The sequence below is a fragment of the Frigoribacterium salinisoli genome (genome assembly GCF_054781095.1).
In genome coordinates, this window is the sequence record NZ_BAAGVB010000004.1 from 250,549 (window position 1) to 273,378 (window position 22,830).

At 74.6% G+C, this 22,830-nt stretch carries 23 protein-coding genes; 15 read left to right on the forward strand and 8 right to left on the reverse strand.

All coding sequences use genetic code 11. The features are described from left to right. Positions 1–2 precede the first annotated feature (2 nt). From ACYVHQ_RS11135 to ACYVHQ_RS11150, 4 genes are all read left to right on the forward strand, one after another. A complete protein-coding gene (locus ACYVHQ_RS11135) occupies positions 3–1,244 on the forward strand; it encodes a class I SAM-dependent RNA methyltransferase (RefSeq protein WP_460512992.1) in 1,242 nt (413 codons plus the stop codon). Positions 1,245–1,363: 119 nt separating this feature from the next. Beyond that, on the forward strand, positions 1,364–2,083 hold the full coding sequence (locus ACYVHQ_RS11140; protein ID WP_460512994.1) for a response regulator transcription factor: 720 nt from the start codon (positions 1,364–1,366) through the stop codon (positions 2,081–2,083). Beyond that, on the forward strand, positions 2,073–3,314 hold the full coding sequence (locus ACYVHQ_RS11145; RefSeq protein ID WP_460512996.1) for a sensor histidine kinase: 1,242 nt from the start codon (positions 2,073–2,075) through the stop codon (positions 3,312–3,314). Before ACYVHQ_RS11140 ends, ACYVHQ_RS11145 begins: the two co-directional genes overlap by 11 nt. Beyond that, positions 3,311–4,405, forward strand: coding sequence for a hypothetical protein (locus ACYVHQ_RS11150; RefSeq protein ID WP_460512998.1), 1,095 nt, complete (start codon positions 3,311–3,313; stop codon positions 4,403–4,405). Before ACYVHQ_RS11145 ends, ACYVHQ_RS11150 begins: the two co-directional genes overlap by 4 nt. Before the next feature lie 237 nt (positions 4,406–4,642). Here the strand turns inward: ACYVHQ_RS11150 and ACYVHQ_RS11155 are convergent, their stop codons facing one another. Further along, positions 4,643–4,891 (reverse strand): acyl-CoA carboxylase subunit epsilon, encoded by a 249-nt coding sequence (locus ACYVHQ_RS11155; RefSeq protein WP_460513000.1) that lies wholly within the window; start codon positions 4,889–4,891, stop codon positions 4,643–4,645. Continuing rightward, positions 4,888–6,486 carry an acyl-CoA carboxylase subunit beta gene (locus tag ACYVHQ_RS11160; RefSeq protein WP_460513002.1) on the reverse strand — a complete coding sequence of 533 codons (1,599 nt, stop codon included), beginning with the start codon at positions 6,484–6,486 and terminating at the stop codon, positions 4,888–4,890. The genes ACYVHQ_RS11155 and ACYVHQ_RS11160 overlap by 4 nt, the downstream gene beginning before the upstream one ends. Positions 6,487–6,614: 128 nt before the next feature. Here ACYVHQ_RS11160 and ACYVHQ_RS11165 point away from each other — a divergent pair, with 128 nt between their 5' ends. Beyond that, complete coding sequence (locus ACYVHQ_RS11165; protein WP_460513004.1) at positions 6,615–7,415, forward strand: biotin--[acetyl-CoA-carboxylase] ligase; 801 nt, start codon at positions 6,615–6,617, stop codon at positions 7,413–7,415. Then, entirely contained in the window at positions 7,412–7,918 is a 507-nt protein-coding gene (locus ACYVHQ_RS11170) for a PH domain-containing protein (protein ID WP_460513006.1), read from the forward strand. The genes ACYVHQ_RS11165 and ACYVHQ_RS11170 overlap by 4 nt, the downstream gene beginning before the upstream one ends. Before the next feature lie 39 nt (positions 7,919–7,957). Here ACYVHQ_RS11170 and ACYVHQ_RS11175 read toward each other — a convergent pair whose 3' ends face one another. Further along, the gene (locus ACYVHQ_RS11175) at positions 7,958–8,473 is read right to left on the reverse strand and encodes a GtrA family protein (RefSeq protein ID WP_460513009.1); all 516 of its coding nucleotides are present in this window, start codon (positions 8,471–8,473) and stop codon (positions 7,958–7,960) included. Between the two features lie 103 nt (positions 8,474–8,576). Between ACYVHQ_RS11175 and ACYVHQ_RS11180 the strand changes: the two genes are divergently transcribed. The 3 genes from ACYVHQ_RS11180 to ACYVHQ_RS11190 are packed head-to-tail and all read left to right on the forward strand — an operon-like array spanning position 8,577 to position 11,600. Next, positions 8,577–9,713 (forward strand): 5-(carboxyamino)imidazole ribonucleotide synthase, encoded by a 1,137-nt coding sequence (locus ACYVHQ_RS11180; protein ID WP_460513011.1) that lies wholly within the window; start codon positions 8,577–8,579, stop codon positions 9,711–9,713. A 17-nt stretch (positions 9,714–9,730) separates the two neighbouring features. Next, the gene (gene purE / locus ACYVHQ_RS11185) at positions 9,731–10,246 is read left to right on the forward strand and encodes a 5-(carboxyamino)imidazole ribonucleotide mutase (protein ID WP_460513013.1); all 516 of its coding nucleotides are present in this window, start codon (positions 9,731–9,733) and stop codon (positions 10,244–10,246) included. A 10-nt stretch (positions 10,247–10,256) separates the two neighbouring features. Beyond that, positions 10,257–11,600 (forward strand): LCP family protein, encoded by a 1,344-nt coding sequence (locus ACYVHQ_RS11190; RefSeq protein ID WP_460513015.1) that lies wholly within the window; start codon positions 10,257–10,259, stop codon positions 11,598–11,600. Positions 11,601–11,663: 63 nt separating this feature from the next. On the opposite strand, the gene ACYVHQ_RS11195 is transcribed toward ACYVHQ_RS11190, so the two are convergent. Genes ACYVHQ_RS11195 through rfbB form a run of 3 tightly spaced genes read right to left on the reverse strand, consistent with a single transcriptional unit; the run spans position 11,664 to position 14,655 of the window. Further along, positions 11,664–12,806, reverse strand: coding sequence for a glycosyltransferase family 4 protein (locus ACYVHQ_RS11195; protein ID WP_460513017.1), 1,143 nt, complete (start codon positions 12,804–12,806; stop codon positions 11,664–11,666). Next, the gene (rfbD, locus tag ACYVHQ_RS11200; protein WP_460513189.1) at positions 12,803–13,666 is read right to left on the reverse strand and encodes a dTDP-4-dehydrorhamnose reductase; all 864 of its coding nucleotides are present in this window, start codon (positions 13,664–13,666) and stop codon (positions 12,803–12,805) included. Before rfbD ends, ACYVHQ_RS11195 begins: the two co-directional genes overlap by 4 nt. Positions 13,667–13,668: 2 nt before the next feature. After that, positions 13,669–14,655 (reverse strand): dTDP-glucose 4,6-dehydratase, encoded by a 987-nt coding sequence (gene rfbB, locus ACYVHQ_RS11205; RefSeq protein ID WP_460513019.1) that lies wholly within the window; start codon positions 14,653–14,655, stop codon positions 13,669–13,671. 157 nt (positions 14,656–14,812) lie between these two features. On the opposite strand from rfbB, the gene ACYVHQ_RS11210 reads away from it, so the two are divergent. The 5 genes from ACYVHQ_RS11210 to ACYVHQ_RS11230 are packed head-to-tail and all read left to right on the forward strand — an operon-like array spanning position 14,813 to position 18,551. Next, entirely contained in the window at positions 14,813–15,712 is a 900-nt protein-coding gene (locus tag ACYVHQ_RS11210) for a M15 family metallopeptidase (protein ID WP_460513021.1), read from the forward strand. Positions 15,713–15,734: 22 nt separating this feature from the next. Beyond that, complete coding sequence (locus ACYVHQ_RS11215) at positions 15,735–15,965, forward strand: hypothetical protein (RefSeq protein ID WP_460513023.1); 231 nt, start codon at positions 15,735–15,737, stop codon at positions 15,963–15,965. A gap of 31 nt (positions 15,966–15,996) precedes the next feature. Then, positions 15,997–16,614 carry a dTDP-4-dehydrorhamnose 3,5-epimerase family protein gene (locus ACYVHQ_RS11220; protein ID WP_460513025.1) on the forward strand — a complete coding sequence of 206 codons (618 nt, stop codon included), beginning with the start codon at positions 15,997–15,999 and terminating at the stop codon, positions 16,612–16,614. Next, a complete protein-coding gene (gene rfbA / locus ACYVHQ_RS11225) occupies positions 16,611–17,471 on the forward strand; it encodes a glucose-1-phosphate thymidylyltransferase RfbA (RefSeq protein WP_460513027.1) in 861 nt (286 codons plus the stop codon). The genes ACYVHQ_RS11220 and rfbA overlap by 4 nt, the downstream gene beginning before the upstream one ends. Before the next feature lie 9 nt (positions 17,472–17,480). After that, positions 17,481–18,551, forward strand: coding sequence for a glycosyltransferase family protein (locus ACYVHQ_RS11230; protein WP_460513029.1), 1,071 nt, complete (start codon positions 17,481–17,483; stop codon positions 18,549–18,551). Positions 18,552–18,590: 39 nt separating this feature from the next. Here the strand turns inward: ACYVHQ_RS11230 and ACYVHQ_RS11235 are convergent, their stop codons facing one another. After that, positions 18,591–19,649 (reverse strand): hypothetical protein, encoded by a 1,059-nt coding sequence (locus ACYVHQ_RS11235; protein ID WP_460513031.1) that lies wholly within the window; start codon positions 19,647–19,649, stop codon positions 18,591–18,593. 91 nt (positions 19,650–19,740) lie between these two features. On the opposite strand from ACYVHQ_RS11235, the gene ACYVHQ_RS11240 reads away from it, so the two are divergent. Continuing rightward, positions 19,741–21,678, forward strand: a complete 1,938-nt coding sequence (locus tag ACYVHQ_RS11240; RefSeq protein ID WP_460513033.1) for a glycosyltransferase family protein — start codon at positions 19,741–19,743, stop codon at positions 21,676–21,678. Positions 21,679–21,705: 27 nt separating this feature from the next. On the opposite strand, the gene ACYVHQ_RS11245 is transcribed toward ACYVHQ_RS11240, so the two are convergent. After that, the gene (locus tag ACYVHQ_RS11245; protein WP_460513035.1) at positions 21,706–22,818 is read right to left on the reverse strand and encodes a glycosyltransferase family 2 protein; all 1,113 of its coding nucleotides are present in this window, start codon (positions 22,816–22,818) and stop codon (positions 21,706–21,708) included. Positions 22,819–22,830: the final 12 nt, after the last annotated feature.

Genomic DNA, 22,830 nt, shown 5'->3' on the forward strand with positions numbered 1-22,830 from the left:
GGATGGGCGAGATGCAGGGCCGAGAGGTCGAACTGGACGTGACCGGGTTCGCGCACGGCGGGGTCTCCGTCGCGCGGCACGAGGGGCGCGTCGTCTTCGTGCAGGACGCGATCCCCGGTGAGCGCGTCGTGGCGCGCGTGACCGACGACCGCAAGAAGTCGTTCTGGCGCGCCGACGCGGTGCGGGTCCTCGAGCCGAGCGAGCACCGCCGCCCGCACGTGTGGTCGGCCGCCTCGATCGACCTCGACCCCGACGACCGGGCGGGCGGCGCCGAGCTCGGCCACGTGGACCTGCCGCACCAGCGCGAGCTCAAGCGCCAGGTGCTGGCCGACGCCCTGGGCCGCTTCGGCGGCGTGGAGGACGCCGTCCGCGAGGCCGTCGTCGTCGAGGGGCTCCCCGGCGACGACGAGCGCCGCGGCACCGGCTGGCGCACGCGCGTGCGGCTGCACGTCGACGCCGAGGGCCGCGTCGGCCCCTACGCCTCCCGCTCGCACCGGGTCGTGGCCGTCGACGACCTGCCGCTCGCGGCCCCCGAGGTGGCGGCGGCGGCGCCGCTCGGCGAGCGGTTCCCCGGCGAGGAGCACGTCGACGTGCTCGCCCCGGCAGGAGGCCCGGCGCGCCTGGTCATCGGGCGCCAGGCCCCGACGGTGGTCACCGAGCAGGTCGGCGACCGCTCCTTCCGCGTCGACGACACGGGCTTCTGGCAGGTGCACCGGCTGGCCGCCGGCGCCCTCACCGCGGCCGTGCAGGACCTCGTCGACCCGGCGCTCGTCGACCCGCGCGCGGCGAACCTCGACCTCTACGGGGGCGTCGGCCTGCTCGCGGCGGCCTTCGCCGACGTCGCGGGGCCGGCCACGAGGATCACCACGGTCGAGGGCGTGGCCCGCGCCACGGAGCACGCCGCCGAGAACCTGGCCGAGTGGGTCGGCGCGGCCGCGGTCACCGGGCGCGTGGAGCGCTGGCTCCGGCAGGCCGGCGCGCAGGCCTCGGCGACGGAGCGCGACCGCCAGCGCGCCGCGACGGTCGTCCTCGACCCTCCTCGCAGCGGCGCGGGGCGCGAGGTCGTGGCCGCGATCACCGAGCTGGAGCCCGCGCAGGTCGTCTACGTCGCCTGCGACCCGGTGGCCCTTTCGCGCGACCTGGGCCTGTTCTCGGCGGCCGGCTACCGGCCGGCGGCGCTCCGCGCCTTCGACCTCTTCCCGTCGACGCACCACGTCGAGACGGTGGTGCGCCTCACCAGGTGAGCGACGGGTGAGGCGCATCCGCGACGCGGACCACCCGCTCGACCTCGGCGTGCCGGTACGATGTGACCGCTGGCCGGGCCGGATCAGGATCCCGGCGGCAGCCGAGGGAAGGACGCCCCGTGTCGAACAGCACGTCGCACAGCACGCCCGAGCAGGCCGAGCAGGCGCCTCGACCGCCGCAGCGCACCAGGGTCGCGGTCGTCGACGACCACGAGTCGGTCCGGCTGGGCATCCAGGCCGCCTGCCAGGCCGAGGGGTTCGAGGTCGTCCTCACCGCGGCCGGCGTCCAGGAGTTCGTCGAGGGCCTCGGCGGCCGCGAGGTCGACGTCGTCGTCCTCGACCTGTCGCTCGGCGACGGGTCGACCGTCACCGAGAACGTCAAGCGCGTGCAGGCCACCGGCTCGGCCGTCCTCGTGCACAGCATCGCCGACCGCGTCGCCTCCGTGCGCGAGGCCCTCGCCGCGGGCGCGGCGGGCGTGATCCCCAAGTCCTCGGCCACGAAGACGGTCATGGCGGCCGTCGCGACGGTGGCGCGGGGCGACGTGCTCAACAACCTCGAGTGGGCCAGCGCCATCGACGCCGACCGCGACTTCGCCAAGGCCCAGCTCGGACGCCGCGAACGCGAGATCCTGCACCTGTACGCCTCGGGCCTGCCGCTCAAGCTCGCCGCGCAGCAGCTCGGCATCGGCTACTCGACGGCACGCGAGTACCTGGACCGGATCCGCGTCAAGTACGTCGAGGTCGGCCGCCCGGCCCCCACGAAGGTCGACCTGCTGCGGCGGGCCGTCGAGGACGGCATCCTGCCGGGCCTCGACGCGGACGGCGGCGATGGCCGCTGAGGCGGCGGCCGCCGCTCCCGCCCCGCTCCGCGCTCCCCGGGCCCCGATCAGCCGGGCCCTCCTCGACTCGGTCCTCGCCCGGGCCCTCGGCGTCTTCGCGCTCGCCTTCGGCGCCCAGGCGTTCCCCTACCTCGTCGGCCAGTTCGACGCCCTGCGCCCGGGCTGGGCGATCACCATCGCGGTGGCGCTGTACGGCGGCTTCGTCGCCGTGACGATCGCGGGGTTCGCCGGCCGGTGGTTCGAGGTCGCGAGCGGGGTCGTCGCCGCGTCGTACCTGGTCGCCCTCGTGACCTGGCCCCTGGCCGTCGCCGACCCCGGGGTCGTGCAGGGCAGCGACCCCTGGCTCTGGTACCTGTGCACGGTGGCCACCTCGGCGGCCGTCTTCGCGACGACGCTCCCCGTGGCGACCGTCTACCTCTTCGTGACGCCCGTGGTCTACGGCCTCGTGCGCCTCACGCCCTCCGGCGGGGGCGTGGCGCCCGTCGAGGCCGTCCTCGACGCGGTCTACGCGATCATCCTGGGCGGGGCGATCGTCGTGCTGGTGACCGTCCTCCGGCAGGCGGCCTCCGCGGTCGACGCCGCCCAGCAGACCGCGGTGGCCCGCTACTCGAGCGCGATCCGCGAGCACGCGACCGAGCTCGAACGGGTCCAGGTCGACGCCATCGTGCACGACAGCGTGCTGACGACGTTCATCCAGGCGGCGAGGGCCCAGACGCCGCAGCAGCACGAGCTCGCCACGACCTCCGCGCGCAACGCCATGGCGCACGTGGCGGCCGCGGCCGTCGCGGCGCCCCTCGACGCCAGCGACGTGCCGCTCGCGGACCTCCGGGACCGCATCGCCGAGGGAGCCAGGGCCTCGGGCGTCGACGTCGCCGTGAGCAGCCACGGGATCCCCTGCCACGGCCTCCCGGCGGCGACCGCCGACGTGCTGCACAGCGCCGCGCTGCAAGCGGTCGTCAACAGCGCCCAGCACGCGGGGGACGGCCCCGGGGTGCGGCGCTGGGTCCGCGTCGAGTGGGACGACGACCGCACGACGGTCGAGATCGGGGACACGGGGGTCGGCTTCGACCCGCTCACGGCCCCCGAGGGGCGCCTCGGCGTCCGCGTCTCGATCGTCGAGCGCGTCGAGGGCGTCGGCGGCCTCGCCGTCGTGGACAGCGCGCCCGGCGAGGGCACGCGCATCCGGCTCGTGTGGCCCGCCCCCGACGCGCGGGCCGAGGTCGCCCCGTGAGGATCACCGTCCCCCGGCTGCTCATGGTGACGCTCGCCGCCGTCTTCTCCGCCTACCACCTCGTCCTCGCGGGCGTGTCGCTGCCGTGGTACGCCGACCCGACCCCCGTCGTGGTCTGCGGCGTCCTGTACGCGGTCGTCACGGTGATCGCGCTCTGGCCGAGCCGTGGCGCGATCATGCCGCTCTGGTCCGCGTGCGCCGCCCTCGCGGTGGCGGTCGTGCTGCCCGTGCAGGTCAGCGTGCAGCTCGACCCCGACGACGCCAACGGCTACGCCACCTGGTACGTGGCGGCCGTCGGCACGCTCATGGTCATCGTGTCGGCGCGCCGTCGACAGGGGATCGCCTGGACGGGCGTGGGGTTCCTCGCGGTGCACGCGGTCGTCTGGGGCGGGCTCCCCGCGCTGGCCGACACGGGCGTCATCGGCAGCATCAGCTGGGTGGCGTTCTCGACCGCGATGAGCGCGACCCTGGCCCGCGCCGGGCGCGAGACCCGGGAGTTCGTCCTCGCCGAGCAGGAGGCCGCCGACTGGCAGGCCGCCCAGGAGGCGCACCTGAGCGAGCGCCAGGTCCGGCTCGCGCAGACGGGTCGCACCGCGCGGCCCATGTTGCAGGCGATCGTCGAGCAGGAGGGCCGGCTGACCGACGAGCAGCGCAGCGAGTGCCTGCACCTCGAGGCCGGGATCCGCGACGAGATCCGCGGGCGCCGCCTGCTCGACGACCGGGTCCGCAGGGAGGTCCTCGCCGCGCGGCGGCGCGGGACCGTGGTGTCGCTGCTCGACGAGGGCGGCATCGACGACCTGCCGGAGCGGGACCTGCACCGGGTGCACGGGCAGCTCGCCGACGCGATCCGCGGCACGAGCGCCGACCGCATCATCGTGCGGACGGTGCCGGGGGGCGAGGAGGCGGCCGTGACGGTGGTGGGGCTGGGGCAGCCCGATCCTGCGGCGACCGCGCTCGGCGCGGGCGTCTCGCCCGGCGCCCTCGAGGACGACGACGCCGACGAGGTGCGGCTGTGGCTGCAGATCCCCCGCGTGGACGAGGGGTCGACGGCCGGTGCCGCCGGAGAGGCACCCGGGGGCGGGGCGAGCTGAGCTCAGCCCCGCCCGGGGCACCTGATCAGGGCGACAACCCGAATGCCGCCCTGACCGCCCGTCGAGCGACGGCCCGCTTACCCTAGTCGGCCACCGCTCGCCGGCGTGACTCTGCGTGAGAGGCACCTGGCTCCACCATCATGCCCTGCGGACGGCGCCGCCCGCAGTCGTCCCTTTGGGGGACCGCGTGCGGCGACCCGCTCTCGGCGGCCTTCCCGGGGCGGTCGCCCCGGGAGCTCAGCGGACCGAGCCGCCCCACGCGCCCGGGCCGGGCGCGCCGATCGTGCGGCCCCGCCGGGCGGACCGGGTCCAGGCCGAGGTCGGCGTCGTGCCCACGGCGGCCGGCGCCGCCGAGGCCTCCGCCTCGAGCGAGAGCAGCACGGCGGTCACCGCCGCCAGCTCCTCCGGGGTCGGGCTGCCCGCGACGACGCGGAGGACCGCCGACCCGGCCGGGTCGGCGGACGCCTGCTGCTCCGCGCCGGTCACAGCGGGATGTTCCCGTGCTTCTTGGGCGGCAGCGAGGCACGCTTCGTGCGCAGCGCCCGCAGCGCCTTGACGACCGCGACGCGCGTCGCGGCCGGCTCGATGACGCCGTCCAGCTCGCCGCGCTCGGCCGCGAGGAACGGGCTCGCGACGTTGTACGTGTACTCGCTGGCGAGCCGTGCGCGGACCGCGGCGACGTCCTCGCCCGCGGCCTCGGCCTCCTTGATCTCGGTGCGGTACAGGATGTTCACGGCGCCCTGGCCGCCCATGACGGCGATCTCGGCCGTCGGCCAGGCGAGGTTGATGTCGGCGCCCAGCTGCTTCGAGCCCATGACGATGTAGGCGCCGCCGTAGGCCTTGCGCGTGATGACGGTGACGAGGGGCACGGTGGCCTCGGCGTACGCGTAGAGCAGCTTCGCGCCGCGGCGGATGACGCCGGTCCACTCCTGGTCGGTGCCGGGCAGGTAGCCGGGAACGTCGACCAGCGTGAGGATCGGGATGTTGAAGGCGTCGCAGAAGCGCACGAAGCGGCTGGCCTTCTCGCCCGCCTCGATGTTGAGGGTGCCGGCCATGGCCGACGGCTGGTTGGCGATCACGCCCACCGGGCGCCCCTCGACGCGACCGAAGCCGATGAGGATGTTCGGCGCGAAGAGCGGCTGCACCTCGAGGAACTCGCCGTCGTCGACCACGTGCTCGATGACGGTCTTCATGTCGTACGGCTGGTTCGGGCTGTCGGGGATCAGCACGTCGAGCTGACGGTCCGCGTCGGTGGTCTCGAGCTCGACGGCCGTGTCCGCCACGTGCGGGTCGGCGAGGTTGTTGTCGGGCAGGTACGACAGCAGGGCGCGCGCGTAGTCGAGCGCGTCGTCCTCGTCGTCCGCGAGGTAGTGCGAGACGCCCGAGACCTTGTTGTGGGTGAGGGCGCCGCCGAGCTCCTCGAAGCCGACGTCCTCGCCGGTGACGGTCTTGATGACGTCCGGACCGGTGACGAACATGTGGCTGGTCTTGTCGACCATGATCACGAAGTCGGTGAGCGCGGGGGAGTACACGGCCCCGCCGGCGGCCGGGCCCATGATGATCGAGATCTGCGGGATCACGCCGGAGGCCGCCGTGTTGAGGCGGAAGATCTCGCCGTACTTGCCCAGGGCGACCACGCCCTCCTGGATGCGCGCGCCGCCCGAGTCGAGGATCCCGATGATGGGGACCCCGGTCTTGAGCGCGAGCTCCATCACCTTGATGATCTTCTCGCCGGCCACCTCGCCGAGAGAGCCGCCGAAGATCGTGAAGTCCTGGGAGTAGACGGCGACCTGGCGGCCGTGGATGGTCCCCGTGCCGGTGACGACCGCGTCGCCGTACGGGCGGCGGGCGTCCATGCCGAAGGCGTGGGTGCGGTGCCGGACGTACTCGTCCAGCTCGACGAACGAGCCGGGGTCGAGCAGTTCGTCGATGCGCTCGCGCGCCGTCTTCTTGCCCTTCGCGTGCTGCTTCGCGACGGCGGCCTCGCCGCTCGCCGTCACCGCCTCGTGGTACCGGGCCTTGAGGTCGGCGATCCGGCCGGCCGTGGTGAGGAGGTCGGGCTGTGCGTCGTCGTGGGTCACGAAGGAGACACTATCGGAGGGCTCCCGGCCCGCCCTTGGAGGGATCCTCGCGCTTCGCGGCCGATCCGTCGTAGGTCGTCCACGAGCCGGTCCGGGAGCACGCGGGCCCGACGTGGCACGCTGTCGCCATGGGACTCGACCGCAGCCGCGCCGTGCTGCCCCGCCTCGCCGTGCTGGGCTCCACCGGCTCCACCAACGCCGACCTCCTGGCCGTCGCCGCCGACGAGCCCCACCTGTCCGTGCTCGCCACCCTCGACCAGACCGCGGGGCGCGGCCGCCTCGGGCGCCGGTGGGTGGCGCCCCCGGGTCGCACGCTCGCCGCGAGCGTCCTCCTCGACGTGCGCCCCACGGGGGCGCGCCCGCTCCCGGCCCACGCCCTGGGCTGGGTCCCGCTCCTCGCGGGGGTGGCGCTCGCCGAGGCCGTCGCGCCCCTCGTTCCGGGCGCCGACGTGGGCCTCAAGTGGCCCAACGACGTGCTGCTCGAGGGCGACAAGGCGTGCGGCCTCCTCGCCGAGGTCGCGGCAGGAGGCGCGGTGGTCGTGGGCGCGGGCGTCGACCTGGTCCTGACCCGCGACGAGCTGCCCACCCCCACCTCGACCTCGCTCGCCCTGCACGGGGCGACGGGCACGGCCGAGGAGCTCGCCGACCGCGTCCTCGCCGCCTGGGTGCCGCGCCTCGACGCCCTGCTCACCGGCCTCTCCTCGGCCGACGGCGACGCCCGGGCGGCCGGCGTGCACGCCCTCGCCACGCACCGGTGCGCGAGCATCGGCCGGGCGGTCGAGGTGCACCTGCCCGACGGCCGGCGCGTGCTCGGGACCGCCTCGGCGCTCGCGGACGACGGGCGGCTCGTGGTCGCCGTCCCCGACGGCCCCGACCTCGTCGTCGGCTCGGGGGACGTCGTGCACCTGCGGCACGGGGCCACCCCGTGACGGACCCGACCGGCGCCGAGCGCGTGCTGGTGCGCCTCCGGCCCCACGGTCGCACCCTCACGCTGCCCGCCGTGGCGGCCGTGCTGCTCTCGGCCGTCACGGGCTTCGGCCTCGGCGTCGCGCCCGAGGACTGGCAGCGGTCGCTCGTCGCCGCGGTCGGGGCGGCCCTGCTCGTCCTCACGGGCCTCCTGCCGTCCCTGCGCTGGGCGGCCACGCGGTACGTCGTGACCGACCGCCGCGTCGTCGTCCGCCGGGGCCTCGTCGTGCGCACCCGACAGGAGGTGCTGCACGGCCGCGGCTACGGGGTGACGGTCCGGCGCAGCGCCCTGCAAGCGGCGTTCCGCAGCGGGGACGTGCTGCTCGTCGCGGGCGGCGACCCGCCCGTGGTGCTCACCGACGTGCCCACGGTCAGGCTCGTGCAGGCCACCCTCCAGGACCTCGTCGAGCGCGCCGCTCAGGACGACGCCGCGGCCCGCCGGGCGTGGCCGTCCCCCTTCGGCTGACGGGTCGACCGTCCGTCGCCCCCTGCCGCCCCGCTCGCGTCAGGCCTGGTCGTGCCGGCCCTGCTCCGGCTCGGGGGCGAACAGCGGGAGGGGGTCGAACTGCTCGCGCGCCCGCTCGTCGGCGGTGTCGCGCCGCTTCGGGTGGTAGACCCAGGCGCGGTAGAGCCAGAAGCGGAAGAGGGTCCCCAGGCCCAGGCCGATGACGTTGGACGCGATGTTGTCCGCGAGCACCGAGGTGAACCCCAGCACGTAGTGCGAGACGAAGAGCGTGCCGAGGCCGATGGCCATGCCGCCCAGGCTCACCACGAGGAACTCCAGCCCCTCGCGGAGGGCGTGCGGTCGACGCTCGGCCCCGAAGGTCCAGTACCGGTTGCCGATCCAGTTCACCACGATGGCCACGGACGTGGAGACGACCTTCGCCAGGACCGGCCCCGAGTGGATCTCCTCGGGCGAGAAGACCGTCGCCCTGAGGAGGTTGAACAGGGTGAGATCGACGACGAAGCCGACGCCGCCGACGACGCCGAACCGGGCGAGCTGGGTGATGAGCCGACGCACGGGGTCCTCTCGTCGTGGGCCAAGATGGAGGTGGCCGCAGCGGCCCCGGTCAGGCTACACGTGCTCCCGAGGGCACCCTGGCCGCCACGACGGAGGAGGATCCATGGCGTACCGCATCGGCGTGATCGGCGGCGGACAGCTCGCTCGCATGATGGTCCCCCCGGCCGTGCAGCTCGGCATCGAGCTGCACGTGCTCGCCGAGGTCGAGGGCTCCTCCGCCCGCCTCGCCGCGACGGCGGTCGGCGACTACCACGACGTCGGGACCGTCCTGGACTTCGCCCGCGGCGTCGACGCGATCACCTTCGACCACGAGCACGTGCCGCAGGAGGTCCTCGCCGCCCTCGTCGACGCCGGCGTCGCGGTGCACCCCGGGCCGGCGGCGCTGGCCGTCGCCCAGGACAAGCTCGTCATGCGCGAGCGCCTCACCGCGCTCGGCGTCCCCGTGCCCGACTGGGCGGCCGTCCGCGACGAGCGCGAGCTGGCCGCGTTCCTCGCCGACCACGGCGGGCGCGCGGTCGTGAAGACGGCGAGGGGCGGCTACGACGGCAAGGGCGTGCGCGTCGTGCGCGACGCCGCCGAGGCCGCGGACTGGTTCGCCGTGCTCGACGAGGCCGCGGGGGAGGGCGCGCTCCTCGTCGAGGAGCTCGTCGACTTCCGGCGCGAGCTCGCGCAGTCCGTCGCCCGGCGACCGAGCGGCGACGTCGTCGCCTGGCCGCTCGTCGAGACCGTGCAGCGCGACGGCGTCTGCGCCGAGGTCCTCGCGCCCGCACCGGGCGCCAGCGCGCGGCTCGTCGAGGTGGCCGAGGGCATCGCCCGGACGGTGGCCGCCGAGCTCGGGGTCACGGGCGTGCTCGCCGTGGAGCTCTTCGAGACGACCGACGACCGCGTGCTCGTCAACGAGCTCGCGATGCGCCCGCACAACACCGGCCACTGGTCGATCGAGGGCTCCACCACGAGCCAGTTCGAGCAGCACCTCCGGGCCGTGCTCGACCTGCCGCTGGGCGACACCGCCGCCCGGGCGCCGTGGAGCGTCATGGTCAACGTGCTCGGCGGGCCCCGGGAGGGCTCGATGGCCGACCGCCTGGCCACCGCGCTCGCGGCGCAGCCCACGGCCGGCGTGCACGACTACGGCAAGGCCTCGCGGCCCGGCCGCAAGGTGGGGCACGTCACCACGCTCGGCGGCGACCTCGACGACGCGGTGGCCCGGGCCCGCTCCGCTGCAGCGCACTTCGACGCCTGACGGTTACCATCGTCTCCGTGCCGGACCCAGACGCCCAGACCCCCGCCCCTCGCGTCGCCGTCGTCATGGGGTCGGACTCCGACTGGCCCACGATGCGCGCCGCGGCCGACGTGCTCCGCGACTTCGGGGTGCCCTTCGAGGTCGACGTCGTCTCGGCGCACCGCACGCCCGAGAAGATGATCCGCTTCGGTCAGCAGGCCGCCGCCCGCGGCCTCGGCGTGATCATCGCGGGGGCAGGAGGCGCGGCCCACCTGCCCGGCATGCTCGCCTCCGTCACGACCCTGCCGGTCGTCGGGGTGCCCGTGCAGCTGGCCCGGCTCGACGGGCTCGACTCCCTGCTCTCCATCGTGCAGATGCCCGCGGGCGTCCCCGTCGCGACCGTGTCGATCAACGGTGCCGCCAACGCGGGGCTGCTCGCCGTCCGCATCCTCGCGACGGGCGACGCCGACCTCACCGACCGCCTGACCCGCCACGCGGAGGGGCTCGCCGAGCTCGTCGAGGCGAAGGCCGCCGCCCTGCAGGAGTCCCTGTGAGGCCCACCCCGTGAGCGCGACCGCGCTCCCGGTCCGCTACCCGGACCTCCGCTCGCAGCCCTTCATGACCCGTCGGGCCGTCTGGCTCGTCGTGCTCAACGTGCTCGTGCCCGGCTCGGCGCAGGTGCTCGCGGGGAACAAGCGCCTCGGTCGCTGGGGGCTCGGCTCCACGCTGCTCTTCTGGGGCGTCGCGCTCGTCGTCGTCGCCCTCGCGCTGTTCTGGCGCACGCCCTTGCTCGACGTCGCCACGAGCACCGTGGCGCTGACCGTCGTCCAGGTGTTCCTCGTCTACTACGCCGTGCTCTGGGTCGTGCTGACGGTCGACACGCTGCGCCTCGTCCGCATCGTCCGCGTCGCCCCGCGGGCGCGAGGCGTCCTCGCGGGCGCCATGGCCCTCCTGCTCGTCGCGACCGTGGGGCCCGCCGCGTGGGGCGCCTACCTCACCGGGGTCCAGCACGGCCTCCTGAGCGGGCTGTTCTCGTCACGGGCGGCGGCGGCCGATCCCGTCGACGGGCGGTACAACGTCCTCCTGCTGGGCGGCGACGCCGGTGCCGACCGCACGGGGCTGCGGCCCGACAGCATCTCGGTGGCGAGCATCGACGCCGAGACCGGGCAGACCACGATCGTCGGCATCCCGCGCAACCTGTACGACGCGCCGTTCTCCGAGGGCTCGCCGCTCTGGGGCCCCTTCCCCGGCGGGTACGACTGCGGCGACGACTGCCTCGTGAGCTTCCTCTACACCTACGCCGAGGAGCACCCCGAGCTCTACCCCGACGCCGAGCAGCAGAGCAGCTCGCCCGGGATCGAGGCCATGCGCGACGCCGCCGAGGGGGTCACGGGCCTGACGATCCAGTACTACGCGCTCATCGACATGCAGGGCTTCGTCGACCTCATCGACGCCCTCGGGGGCATCGAGGTCGACGTGCAGCAGCGCATCCCGATCAACGGCGGGGAGGATGCCGCGGGGCAGCCGATCAACGTCGACGGGTGGATCGAGCCCGGACAGCAGCGCCTCGACGGCTACCACGCCCTCTGGTACGCGCGCGCGCGCCACGGCACGAGCGACTTCGACCGCATGGCCCGCCAGCGCGAGGTGCAAGAGGCGGTGCTGTCGCAGTTCCAGCCGGCCACCGTGCTCGCCTCCTTCCAGCAGGTCGCCGCGGCGGGCGTGCAGACCGTCGACACCGACGTGCCCCAGGCGGCGCTCACCGCCTTCGCCGAGCTCGCCGTGAAGGCGCGCAGCCAGCCCGTGACGAGCGTCGAGCTCGTGCCGCCGACCTACAGCAACCTGCACCCCGACTTCGACGCGATGCGCGCGGCCGTCGCGGCGGCGACCACGTCGGCCACGCCCTGAGGCGGGCCGGGGGAGCGCAGGAGGCGCGGGCCGGGTCCACCCCGCACCGCGCCTCCTGCCGCGTCAGATGTCGGCGTGCAGCTGCCAGACCTTGTCGGCGGAGTCGCGCCAGCTGAAGGCGCGCACCCGGTCGAGCCCGGCCACGCCGAGGCGGGCGGCCAGCTCGAGGTCGGCGGTGACCTGGAAGATCGCCTGCGCCAGGCGCTCGGGGTAGTGCTCGGCGTCGTCCCGCGGCACGACGACGGCCGCGTCGGCCGCGACCTCGACGAGCGCGGGGGCGTCGCTGATGATGACCGGCGTGCCGAAGTGCATGGCCTCGACGACGGGGAGCCCGAAGCCCTCGGCCAGGCTCGGGAAGACGAACGCGCTCGCCCGCTGCTGGAGCACCGCGAGCTGGGCGTCGCCGACGAAGCCGAGCGTGCGCACGCGCTCCGGTGGCAGGCCGGCCTGCGCCGCGAGGTCGGCGACCTGGACGTCGCCCCAGCCCGCCGGGCCGACGACGAGCAACGGGATCTCGGGGGCGTCGGGGTGCGCCATGGCGCTGATGAGCGGCCCGAGGCCCTTGCGGGGCTCGAGCGTGCCGACGCTGAGCACGTACCGCTCGGGCAGGTCGAGCTCGTCGGCGACCGCGTCGGCGTCGTCGGGCAGGGCGAGGCTGTCGCTCACGGCGCCGCCGACCACGCGCAGCCGGTCGCCGAAGCGGTAGCGCTCGGCGAGCTCGTCGGCGACGGCGTGGGTGGGCACCACGACGGCGTCGGCGTACCGCACCGCACGCCGTGTCATGGCCTTGTGCCACGAGACGCCGCGCGGGGTGAGGGTCTCGGGGTGCGTCCACGGCACGGTGTCGTGGATCGTGACGACGGTCTGCGTGCCGGGCTCGTTGACGCGGTCGTGCCGGGCGAGCGGGGCGAGCAGGCTCGTGGCGTGGACCATGCCGCGGCCCGCGCGGCCGACGGCGCCGGCCTGCCAGGCCAGTGAGAGCTCGCGACGCCCGAGGAGGGTCGCCTCGAGCCCGGCCAGCCCCGGGAGCCGCTCGGCGAGCCGGTCGCGCTCGGCGCGCGGGTGCGCGGCCACGAGGCCGACCACCTCGCAGCCGCGGGGCGCCGCCGCCACGAGCTCTCGGGTGAGGCCCTCGGCGTACCGGCCGATGCCGCCGGGCACGGGGGCGAGGAGCTGGTCGACGACCACGCGCAGCGTCGTCGTCACGGAGTCGCCAGCACTCCCTGGTCGGCCGCCTCGGTCAGCGCCTCGCGCCAGGGGCGCATCGGGGCGAGGCCGGCGGCGGACCATCCGTCGTGCCCGAGCACGCTGAAGGCGGGCCGGGGCGCGGGGCGCACGAAGGCGGAGCTGTCGGTGGGCAGCACGCGCTCGGGGTCGAGCCCGGCGACCTCGAAGACGGCCCGGGCGAAGTCGAACCAGCTGCCACGGCCGGCGGCCGTGCCGTGGTAGGTGCCGGCCGGAGCGTCGGAGTCGACGAGGGCGACGATCTGACGCGCCAGGTCGGCCGTCCAGGTGGGCTGCCCGACCTGGTCGTCGACGACGCTCACGGTGTCGCGCGCTGCGGCCAGCTTCAGCATGGTCGTGGCGAAGTTGGGGCCGTGCTGGCCGTAGAGCCACGCGGTGCGCACGACGAACGTGCCGTCGGGGTGCGCGGCACGGGCGAGGCGCTCGCCCTCGGCCTTCGTGCGGCCGTAGGCGCTCACGGGAGCGAGCGGGGCGTCCTCGGCGTAGGGCTCGGTGGCCGTGCCGTCGAAGACGTAGTCGGTGGACACCTGCACGAGCTTCGCGCCGGAGGCGGCGGCCGCCCGGGCCAGGTGGCCCACGGCCGTCCCGTTGACGGCCAGCGCGGTCGCCTCGTCGGTCTCGGCCGCGTCGACCGCCGTGTAGGCGGCCGCGTTCACGACGACGTCGTGCCCGTGCACCGCGTCGGCCACGGCCCGCGGGTCGGTCACGTCGAGGTCGGCGCGCCCGAGCAGCGTCACGGGGCGACCCGCCAGGGCGGCCTCGAGGTCGCGCCCGAGCATGCCGCGCGCACCGGTGACCAGGAACCTCGTCTCAGCGCTCATGGTCACGCGAGGGCCGCGCGCTCCTTGAGGGGCTCCCACCAGCTGCGGTTGTCGCGGTACCACTGCACGACGTCGGCGAGGCCCTGCTCGAACGGCACCTGAGGCTCGTAGCCGAGCTCGCGCTGGATCTTGGAGATGTCGACCGAGTAGCGCAGGTCGTGGCCCAGGCGGTCCTGCACCCGGTCGACGTACGACCAGTCCTTGCCGGTCGCGTCGAGCAGGAGCTGCGTGAGCTCCTTGTTGGTGAGCTCGGTGCCGCCGCCGATGTTGTAGATCTCGCCCGCGCGGCCCTTCACGAGGACCATCGCGATGCCGCGGGTGTGGTCGTCGACGTGCAGCCAGTCGCGGATGTTGTTCCCCTCGCCGTAGAGCGGCACGTGCCGGTCGTCGATGAGGTTCGTCACGAACAGGGGGATGACCTTCTCGGGGAAGTGGAAGGGGCCGTAGTTGTTCGAGCAACGCGTGATCGAGACGTCCAGGCCGTGCGTGCGGTGGTAGCTGCGGGCCAGGAGGTCGCTGCCGGCCTTCGAGGCCGAGTACGGCGAGTTGGGCTCGAGCGGGCGCTGCTCGTCCCACGAGCCCTCGGCGATGGAGCCGTAGACCTCGTCGGTCGACACGTGCACGAAGCGCTGCAGGTCGTGACGGAGGGCGGCGTCGAGCAGCTGCTGGGTGCCCAGCACGTTGGTCTCGACGAAGATCGACGCGTCGCGCACCGAGCGGTCGACGTGCGACTCGGCCGCGAAGTGCACGACCGCGTCGAGCTCGGGGTAGAGCGTGTCGAGGAGGGCCGCGTCACGGATGTCGCCCTGCACGAAGCGGAAGCGGGGGGAGTCGGCCACGCTCGCCAGGTTCTCGAGGTTGCCCGAGTAGGTCAGGGCGTCGAGGACGACCACCTCGGCGCCCTCCAGGCCCGGGTAGGCGTCCTCCAGGGTGCGTCGGACGAAGTTGGAGCCGATGAACCCGGCGCCGCCGGTGACGAGGATCTTCACGTTGTTCCTTGAGGTAGGTCGCGGACGAGTCGGTCGAGTGTACCGGAGGGGTGGGCCCGGGCGGCGGGACGGCGCCGGTCCGGCGCCTTGTCCTCCTTAATGCCGGTCCCCGTTCGAGGGATGGCGATGTTTGGGCGACACCTGTCAGGCTCTCGGCATGGTCTGTGCACGTGACGACGAGCTCCCGCGGGGGGGAGCGGTGGACCGGCGGACGGTCGTCGGGTACGCCCTCGCCGCCGCCGGCCTCGGCAGCGCCGCGGCGCTCGGGACGGACGTGCGGGGGGCGCGGGCGGCCGTCCGGCTGGGCGAGACGACGCAGGGCGTCGACACCACCGCCGAGGCCCTCGCGGTGGCGAGGGAGAGCGCCTGGGGCGGCTTCTCGAACGGGAGGATCCCGGCCTCCCGGCTCACCCCGGTCATCGCCACGGTGGCCGGCTCCGGCTACCTGCGGGACGACGCCGCCCGGCAGTACCTCTCGATGAGCCTCGCCTTCAAGCGCGACGTCGGCCGCTCGCTGACCATCACCGAGGGCTACCGCAGCTACGACCGCCAGCTGGACTACTGGAACGCCTACCAGGCCGGGCAGGGCAACCTCGCGGCCTATCCGGGCACCTCGAACCACGGCTGGGGCATCTCGTGCGACTTCGGCGCCGGCGTCGAGACCGCGGGCACCAGTGCGAAGCGGTGGATGGACGCCAACGCGCCCGCCTACGGCTGGACGCCCACGGGCAACGGCTTCAGCCAGAAGGAGCCCTGGCACTTCGACTACACGGCCGCCTACGCCGGAGCCCCCGCGGGCAGCGTCCTGACGCCGCGCGAGGCGGGGATGGTCATCCTGCGGACCACCGAGGCGCTGCCCCAGACCGGGGGCGTCTACACGGGGCTCCTCAGCGTGCGCGGACTGCGGCACCTGCAGAGCGTCGACGGCATCAACGCGCTCCGGGTCGTCGGGGTGCCCTACTACGAGGTGACGGCGGCCACGTTCTACGAGGTCGCGAACGGCCTGTCGGTGCCCCGTTCGGCCATCACGGTCGGCGCGGACCACTGGCGTCCCTGACAGCGAGAGGAAGAGGATCACGATGTTGCACATCCGATGCACCGAGGCACTGGCCGGGGTCGGGCGCGGGTACACCTGCGTGGTGGCCATGCGTTCCCTGCGGCACATCCGGACCGCGAAGCAGATGAACGCGCTCGCGTCCGTCGGCATCACCCCGCGCAACGTCAACGCCGCGGCGTTCTGGGAGATCCTCAACGGGCTCGGCGTGCCGCGTGCCGCGGTCACCGACGGCGCGGACTGGGTCCGACGCTGACCCGGCGTCGACGGCTTGCTACGATCGCCGAGTGCAGATCCGCGAACTGAAGATCCCCGACAGCTACGAGATCACGCCGAAGCAGTTCGGCGACGACCGGGGCGTCTTCCTCGAGTGGTACCGCTTCGACCGGCTCGCCGAGGTGGTCGGGCACTCGGTGGACCTCCGCCAGGCCAACACGTCCGTCTCGAAGCGGGGCGTCGTGAGGGGCATCCACTTCGCCGACGTGCCGCTCGGCCAGGCGAAGTACGTCACGGCCACGCACGGCGCGGTGCTCGACTACGTGGTCGACATCCGGGTGGGCTCCCCGACCTTCGGGCAGTGGGACTCGGTCCTGCTCGACGACGTCGACCGGCGGGCGATCTACCTCGCCGAGGGCCTCGGGCACGCCTTCGTCGCCCTCACCGACGACGCGACGGTGAGCTACCTCGTCACCGACACCTTCAAGGCGGAGCGCGAGCACGGCATCGACCCGCTCGACGCGGAGATCGGCCTGGTCTTCCCGCCCGAGGCGGGCGAGGCCCTGCTCTCGCCCAAGGACACCTCCGCTCCGTCGCTGGCCGAGGCCGCGGCGTCCGGCCTGCTGCCCACGTGGGACGACATGCGGGCCTACTACTCGACCCTCGACCAGAAGGAGGCCCGCGCGTGAAGGGCATCATCCTCGCCGGCGGCTCCGGCACGCGCCTGTGGCCCATCACCAAGGGCATCTCCAAGCAGCTCATGCCCATCTACGACAAGCCGATGGTCTACTACCCCCTCTCGACGCTGATGATGGCCGGGATCCGCGAGGTGCTCGTCATCACCACGCCCGAGTACAACGACCAGTTCCGGGCGCTCCTCGGTGACGGCTCCCACCTCGGCATGACCATCGAGTACGCGGTCCAGCCCTCGCCCGACGGGCTCGCGCAGGCCTTCATCATCGGCGAGGACTTCATCGGCGACGACAGCGTCGCGCTCGTCCTCGGCGACAACATCTTCCACGGGGTCGGCCTCGGCTCGAGCCTGCAGAAGAACGCCGACGTCGACGGGGCGACGATCTTCGCCTACCACGTGGCCGACCCCAAGGCCTACGGCGTGGTCGAGTTCGACGAGCAGCACAAGGCGGTCTCCATCGAGGAGAAGCCGACGGCGCCGAAGAGCAACTACGCCGTCCCCGGCCTGTACTTCTACGACAACAAGATCGTCGGGATCGCCAAGACGATCGAGCCGAGCGCGCGGGGCGAGCTCGAGATCTCGACCGTGAACGAGCGCTACCTCGAGGCCGGCGAGCTGCAGGTCGAGGTCCTCGACCGCGGGACGGCGTGGCTCGACACGGGCACCTTCGAGTCGATGATGCAGGCGTCGGAGTACGTCCGCGTCATCGAGGACCGACAGGGCCACAAGATCGGCTGCATCGAGGAGATCGCCTGGCGGAACGGCTGGATCGACGACGACCAGCTCGCCGGGCTGGCGGCGCCGCTCGCGAAGAGCGGCTACGGGGTCTACCTCAGCGCCCTGCTCGACTGAGGGGTGCCCGTGGCTCCCGGTGCGTCGGACGGCCGGGGGCGAGCGTGGTCGATCGACCTCGTCGTCCACGGCCGTGACGGTGCCCACCCGGGGTCGGCGTACGTGCGCACCCTGCTGCGCGCCTCCTGGGCCCAGCGGGAGGGCTGGGCGTCGGTGCGCGTCCACGACGCCGCGAGCGTGGCGGCGGTGGGCTGTGCCCCCGACGCCGACCTCCTGCTCGTGCAGCGCGACGCGCTCCTCGACGCGGAGCTCGCCACGGGCGTGCTCGACGAGGCGCGTCGCCGGGGCCTTCCCGTGGTCCTCGACGTCGACGACGACCTCTGGACGGCCCCCGCCCGGGAGCGGCTCGTCCGGGAGGGGTACTCCGCGGAGCGGCTCGCGGCGCTGGACGCCACGACGGCCACGGCGGAGCGCGTCCTCGTGAGCACCGAGGTCCTGGCCGGGCGCGTCCCGTCGGTGACCGCGTCCGTGCACGTCGTCCCCAACGCGCTCGACCCGGCGCTCTGGGGGCTGGACGTCCTCGGCGGCCCGAGCCTCCGGCGCCCGGACGCCGGCCTGCTCTACATGGGCAGCCACACGCACGCCGCCGACCTCGACCTTCTGCGCGGGCTCCGGCCACGGGACCGTTCGTCGCTCGACGTGCTGGGCGTGGCCGTCCCCTCCTCCGCCGAGGGGTTCCGCGTGCTCGGGTTCGCCCGGCGACCCGTCGCCTACCCCGCGCTGGTGCCGTGGCTGCGGGGACGCGCCGCCCGGTGGCGGGCGGGGCTGGCGCCCCTGGTCGACGACGACTTCGACGCGGCCAAGAGCGACCTGAAGTTCCTGGAGTACAGCGCCCTGGGCCTCGCGACCGTCGCGTCGGCGGTCCCCGCGTACGCCGCCGCGGGCGAGCACGGGGCCCTGCTCGTCCCAGGAGGCGCGGACGCCTGGGGCGAGGCGGTCGCCGAGCTGCGCCGACGGCCCGGCGCCCTGACGGAACGCGCGCGGGCCGCTCGGGAGCACGTCCGCAGGAGGCGGACCTTCCGGTCCGACGACGGCTGGCTCGGCGCGGTCACGGGCGACCCCGCGCCACCGGTGGGGTGAGCCGTCCCGGTGCCGGGCGACCCGGCGGCCCCGAGCGGCTCAGTCGGCCGCCGGCCGCGTGACCCCGCGGAGGTTGCGCTGCTTCTGCCGGCCCTGACTGCTGCGGAGCACCAGGAGGTCGGTGCCGCCGGCGGTGGTCAACCGGGCCGGTGCCTCACGGACGGCCTCGCCGTGCGCGAGCGGGACGTCGGCGACGCCCTCGACGTCGAGCCGTGCCGAGACGGACCAGGTGCCGTGGCCGGACAGGACCGCGCGCGGCACGATCACCCCCTCGGCCCCGAGGGGCGGGACCGGCGACACGTGCTCGTCCAGGGTGCTCTCGTTCCGGAAGACGGTCGAGACGGGCGTCGTCACCGTCACCGGGGCCTCCGGTACGACGGACCAGCGCTTCCGGCCGCGCTGCACGAGCGAGGCGCGCCCCCGGGAGCCGAGCCGGACGACGTCGCGCGCGGCCGCGACGGAGTGCGCCAGGGCCGCGTCGAGCGAGCCCGTCCACGGCCAGGCCGTGGAGTGCACGAGGTAGGGCTTGAACCGTTGGGCGAAGCGACCGGCGATCTCCGCGAGCTCGGCGAACGTCGCGTCGTCGGCGCTGTCGACCACCGCCGTGAGCTGCCGGAGCAGGTGCACCTCGAAGATCGTGCCGACGAGCTGTTCGGGCGCACCGCTGCGGACGACCTGCTCGGCGAGGTCGTAGCCCGCTCGGAGGTCGTCGGCGCCCAGGGGGCGACCCGCGAGGCGCGTGCCACCGGGCACGTCGGGGAGCAGGGACGTCAGGTCGGCCCGCCCCGCGCTGAGGAGCTGGTACACGCGGCGCTGCTTGGGCTCGAGCTCGCCCACGACGCTGCCCTCCTTCGCGAGGACCTGCCGCAGGCCGGCGGCGAAGGCCCCGTTGGCCGGGGGGACGTCGACGAGGACGCGCGAGGTCACGGCCTGCATGGTGCCGGACCACCAGCGGTGGCGCAGGAGGTGCCCGAGGTCCCGGCGGGACAGCTCGCTGCCCTCCGCGACCGCCGCCGTCATCTCGGCCGCGAGCGCCCGGACGTCGTGCTCCGCCTGCGTGGGCTCGGAGGCGTCGGTCCCGTCGGGCGTCGATGGCATGGGGTCCTCTCCTGGCCGTGCGGCACGACCGACCCTCGATCTTACCCACGCGGTCGGCGGCGTCCTGGCGGCAGTCAGTAGGCTCTGCCGCATGGGACGGAACCGCGCGATGGACCTGGCCGCCGTGACCGGGAGGCTCCGCACCGCGGTGCGCGATCCGCGTCGGGCCGTCTCGGCCGTCGTGCGGCGCCTCTCCTCGACCCCGACCCCGGCCGTCGGACCGGAGCCCGCGCCGGGCGTCGTCGTGCGCGACGCCGTCCCCTCCACCGACCTGCGGCCGGGCCTGGGACTCCTGCTGACGGTCCGGGACGACCAGGTGGGCCACGTCGCGCACCGCGTCGCCGCCGCGCGCGAGGCCGTGCGCCTGCTGGGCAGCGAGCTGCAGGTCGTCCTGACGGTCTACCGGGCCCCCGGCGAGCGGGGCGCCTCGTCCCTCCCGGCGCTGCCCGACGGCTCGACCTGGGCGTCCGAGCAGGTCGCCGCCGACTGGTCGGCGGCCTACGCCTCGGGCCTGCCCCACGTCCGGCGTGCCCGCTGCCTCGTGCTCGACGCGAGCATCGAGGTCGAGGGCGCGGTGCTCGCCGAGCTCGTCCGGCGCCACGGCCGCGGCGTCACCACCCCCGTCGTGGTCGGGCCCGACGACGTCGTCGTGTCGGCGGGGGCGATCAGGCCGCACGCGGCGCTCGCCCCGGCCCGCCTGCTCGAGGGCCACCCGGCCGAGGACGCCGACGTGCTCGGCCGGCACGAGGTCTTCGGCGCGGTCGAGCCCGTGTTCGTGGTCGACACGGCGCTGTTGGGCGGTGCGCCCGAGACGGCCGACGAGTCCCTCGCCGTCGTCGCCGTGACGAACGAGGCCGCCGAGCGCGACGGCGCGCCCGTCGTCGTCGAGCCCGTCGGGCGGGTGCGCCGCCTCGGCGGGCGCAGCGTCGGCGCCCTCGACCAGCACGCGGCCGACCTGGTCGCCTCGTGGGCGGACCGTCCGGCCGACCTGGGCGCCCTCGCCGCGGCCGGCTTCGAGGTCGTCGGCGTCACGGCCGAGCGCGTGCCCGTGCGCCACCTCGTCCGCGAGGCGCGGCCCGTCGTGGCGGGCGGCAGGATCGACCCCCGCTCCACCGTGCAGGAGCACCTGCCGCGCCTGCGCTGGTCCATCCGCATCGCCGCGCACCCGGGCCCCCGCGGCGACGACTGGGGCGACGTGTTCTTCGCCGACGACCTGGCGGTGGCCCTGCGCCGGCTGGGGCAGCGCGTGCACGTCGATCGGCGCCAGGCGCACGGGCGGCCCCGCTCCGAGCACCTCGACGACGTCGCCGTCGTGCTGCGCGGGCTCGACGTGACTGCCCCGTCGCCGGCCCGCCACAACGTCCTCTGGGTGATCAGCCACCCCGAGCTCGTGACGCCCGCCGAGCTCGCCCTCTTCGACCAGCGGTACTCCGCGGGCGCGGCCTGGGCCGACGAGACGACGCGGGCCACGGGCCTCCTGGTCGAGCCGCTGTTCCAGGCCACCGACCCGGTCCGGTTCAGCCCCGACGGCCGTCGCGTCGACAGCGGCGCGCTCTTCATCGGCAAGACCCGCCGCGTCTTCCGGCCCATCGTCGCCGACGCCGTCGAGGCCGGCCTCGACCTCTCGCTCTACGGGGAGGGCTGGGCCGACTTCGTCGACCGGGAGCGGATCGCCGGCGAGTTCGTGCCGAACGCCGAGCTGCCCGACCATTACCGGGGCGCCCGGGTGGTGCTCAACGACCACTGGGACGACATGCGGCGGTTCGGGCTCTACAGCAACCGCCTGTTCGACGCCGTCAGCGCCGGTGCCCGCGTCGTCTCCGACGACGTCGCCGGGCTCGACGCGGTCTTCGGGCCCTCGGTCCAGACCTACCGCGACGCCGCCGACCTGCGCCGCCTGGCGACGGACCCCACGGCGTGGGCCGACGACGAGGTCATCGCCGAGAACGCGCGCCGCGTCGGGCGCGAGCACTCGTTCGACGCGCGAGCCCGACGCCTCCTGGACGACGTGCTCGCGCGACGCGCCTGAGGCGGGACCGCTCGAGGGCGGCCGGCCTCAGCCGCGCCGTCGCCGCAGGGCGGAGACGCGCTCGGCCAGCTGCACCACGCGTCGACCCCGGAACTCGGCGAGCTCGCGGTCCCGTCGGGCGATCTCCTCGAGGAGCTCGTCGCGCTCGGCCGCCCAGAACTCCTCGGCGAGCTCGAGCACGGCGGCGCCGTCGGCCTCGACCACCATGTAGGTCTCCGCGACGGCGCGCTGCTCGGCCACGAAGGCCGGCTCCATGACGTCCTCGGGGGCCTGCGCGAGGGGGTGCTGCGGGGCGGGCAGGGCCGCGATCTGCCGCGCCAGCGAATCGTCGTGCTCGAAGGGCCCGTGGTCGGCACCCGGCTCGAGCACGGCGGGATCGGGCTGCCGCAGGAGGTAGATGGGCAGCAGGCGCTCCTGCTGCAACCGGGCGTAGTCGCGCATGCCGTGGTGGCGCGGGCTGGGCTTGAGGCGGGGGTTGTCGCGATAGGCCCGGCCAGCGATGTCGACCTTGTGCTCGAACTGGCGCCACGAGCGCCACGGCAGGTGCAGCACCTCGAGCTCCAGGCCGGCCGGGGGCGTCCCGGTCGAGGGGATCGACACGACGTGGTTGCCCTGCTTGACGACGACCCCGGCGTCGCCGACGTGGACGGCGTTCGGGGTGGGCTGCGCGTGCACCCCGGCGCGGTGCAGGTCGGCCTCCGTGCGGTGGTCGCGCCAGAGCAGCCTGGACGTGCCCGAGCCGGACCAGGCCGGCGGGCCGACGAGGTTCACGACGGGCACCGTGAACGCCCCGAGGGACCGGGGCAAGCGGGCGAAGACCTCGCCCAGGGTCAGGGTGGGGTCCACGGGTCGGAGGAACTCGTCGGCGTCCGCGTTGATGACCCAGTCCGCGCCGAACTCGGTGTGGGCGCGCCGGGCCATGTTCGTCACAAGCTGGCCCTGCTGCTTCTTCTGCACGGGTTCGTGGGTCAGCTGCACGCGTCCGTCGGCGGCGTAGCGCTCGAGGATCTCGCGCGTGCCGTCCTCGGAGCCGTTGTCGGTGACGAGCACGACGTCGACACCCTGGGCCAGGTGGAACTCGAGCATCGTCTCGATGATGTCGGCTTCGTCTCGGACCATCATGGTCAGGGCGAGGGTCACGGTCGTGCTCCG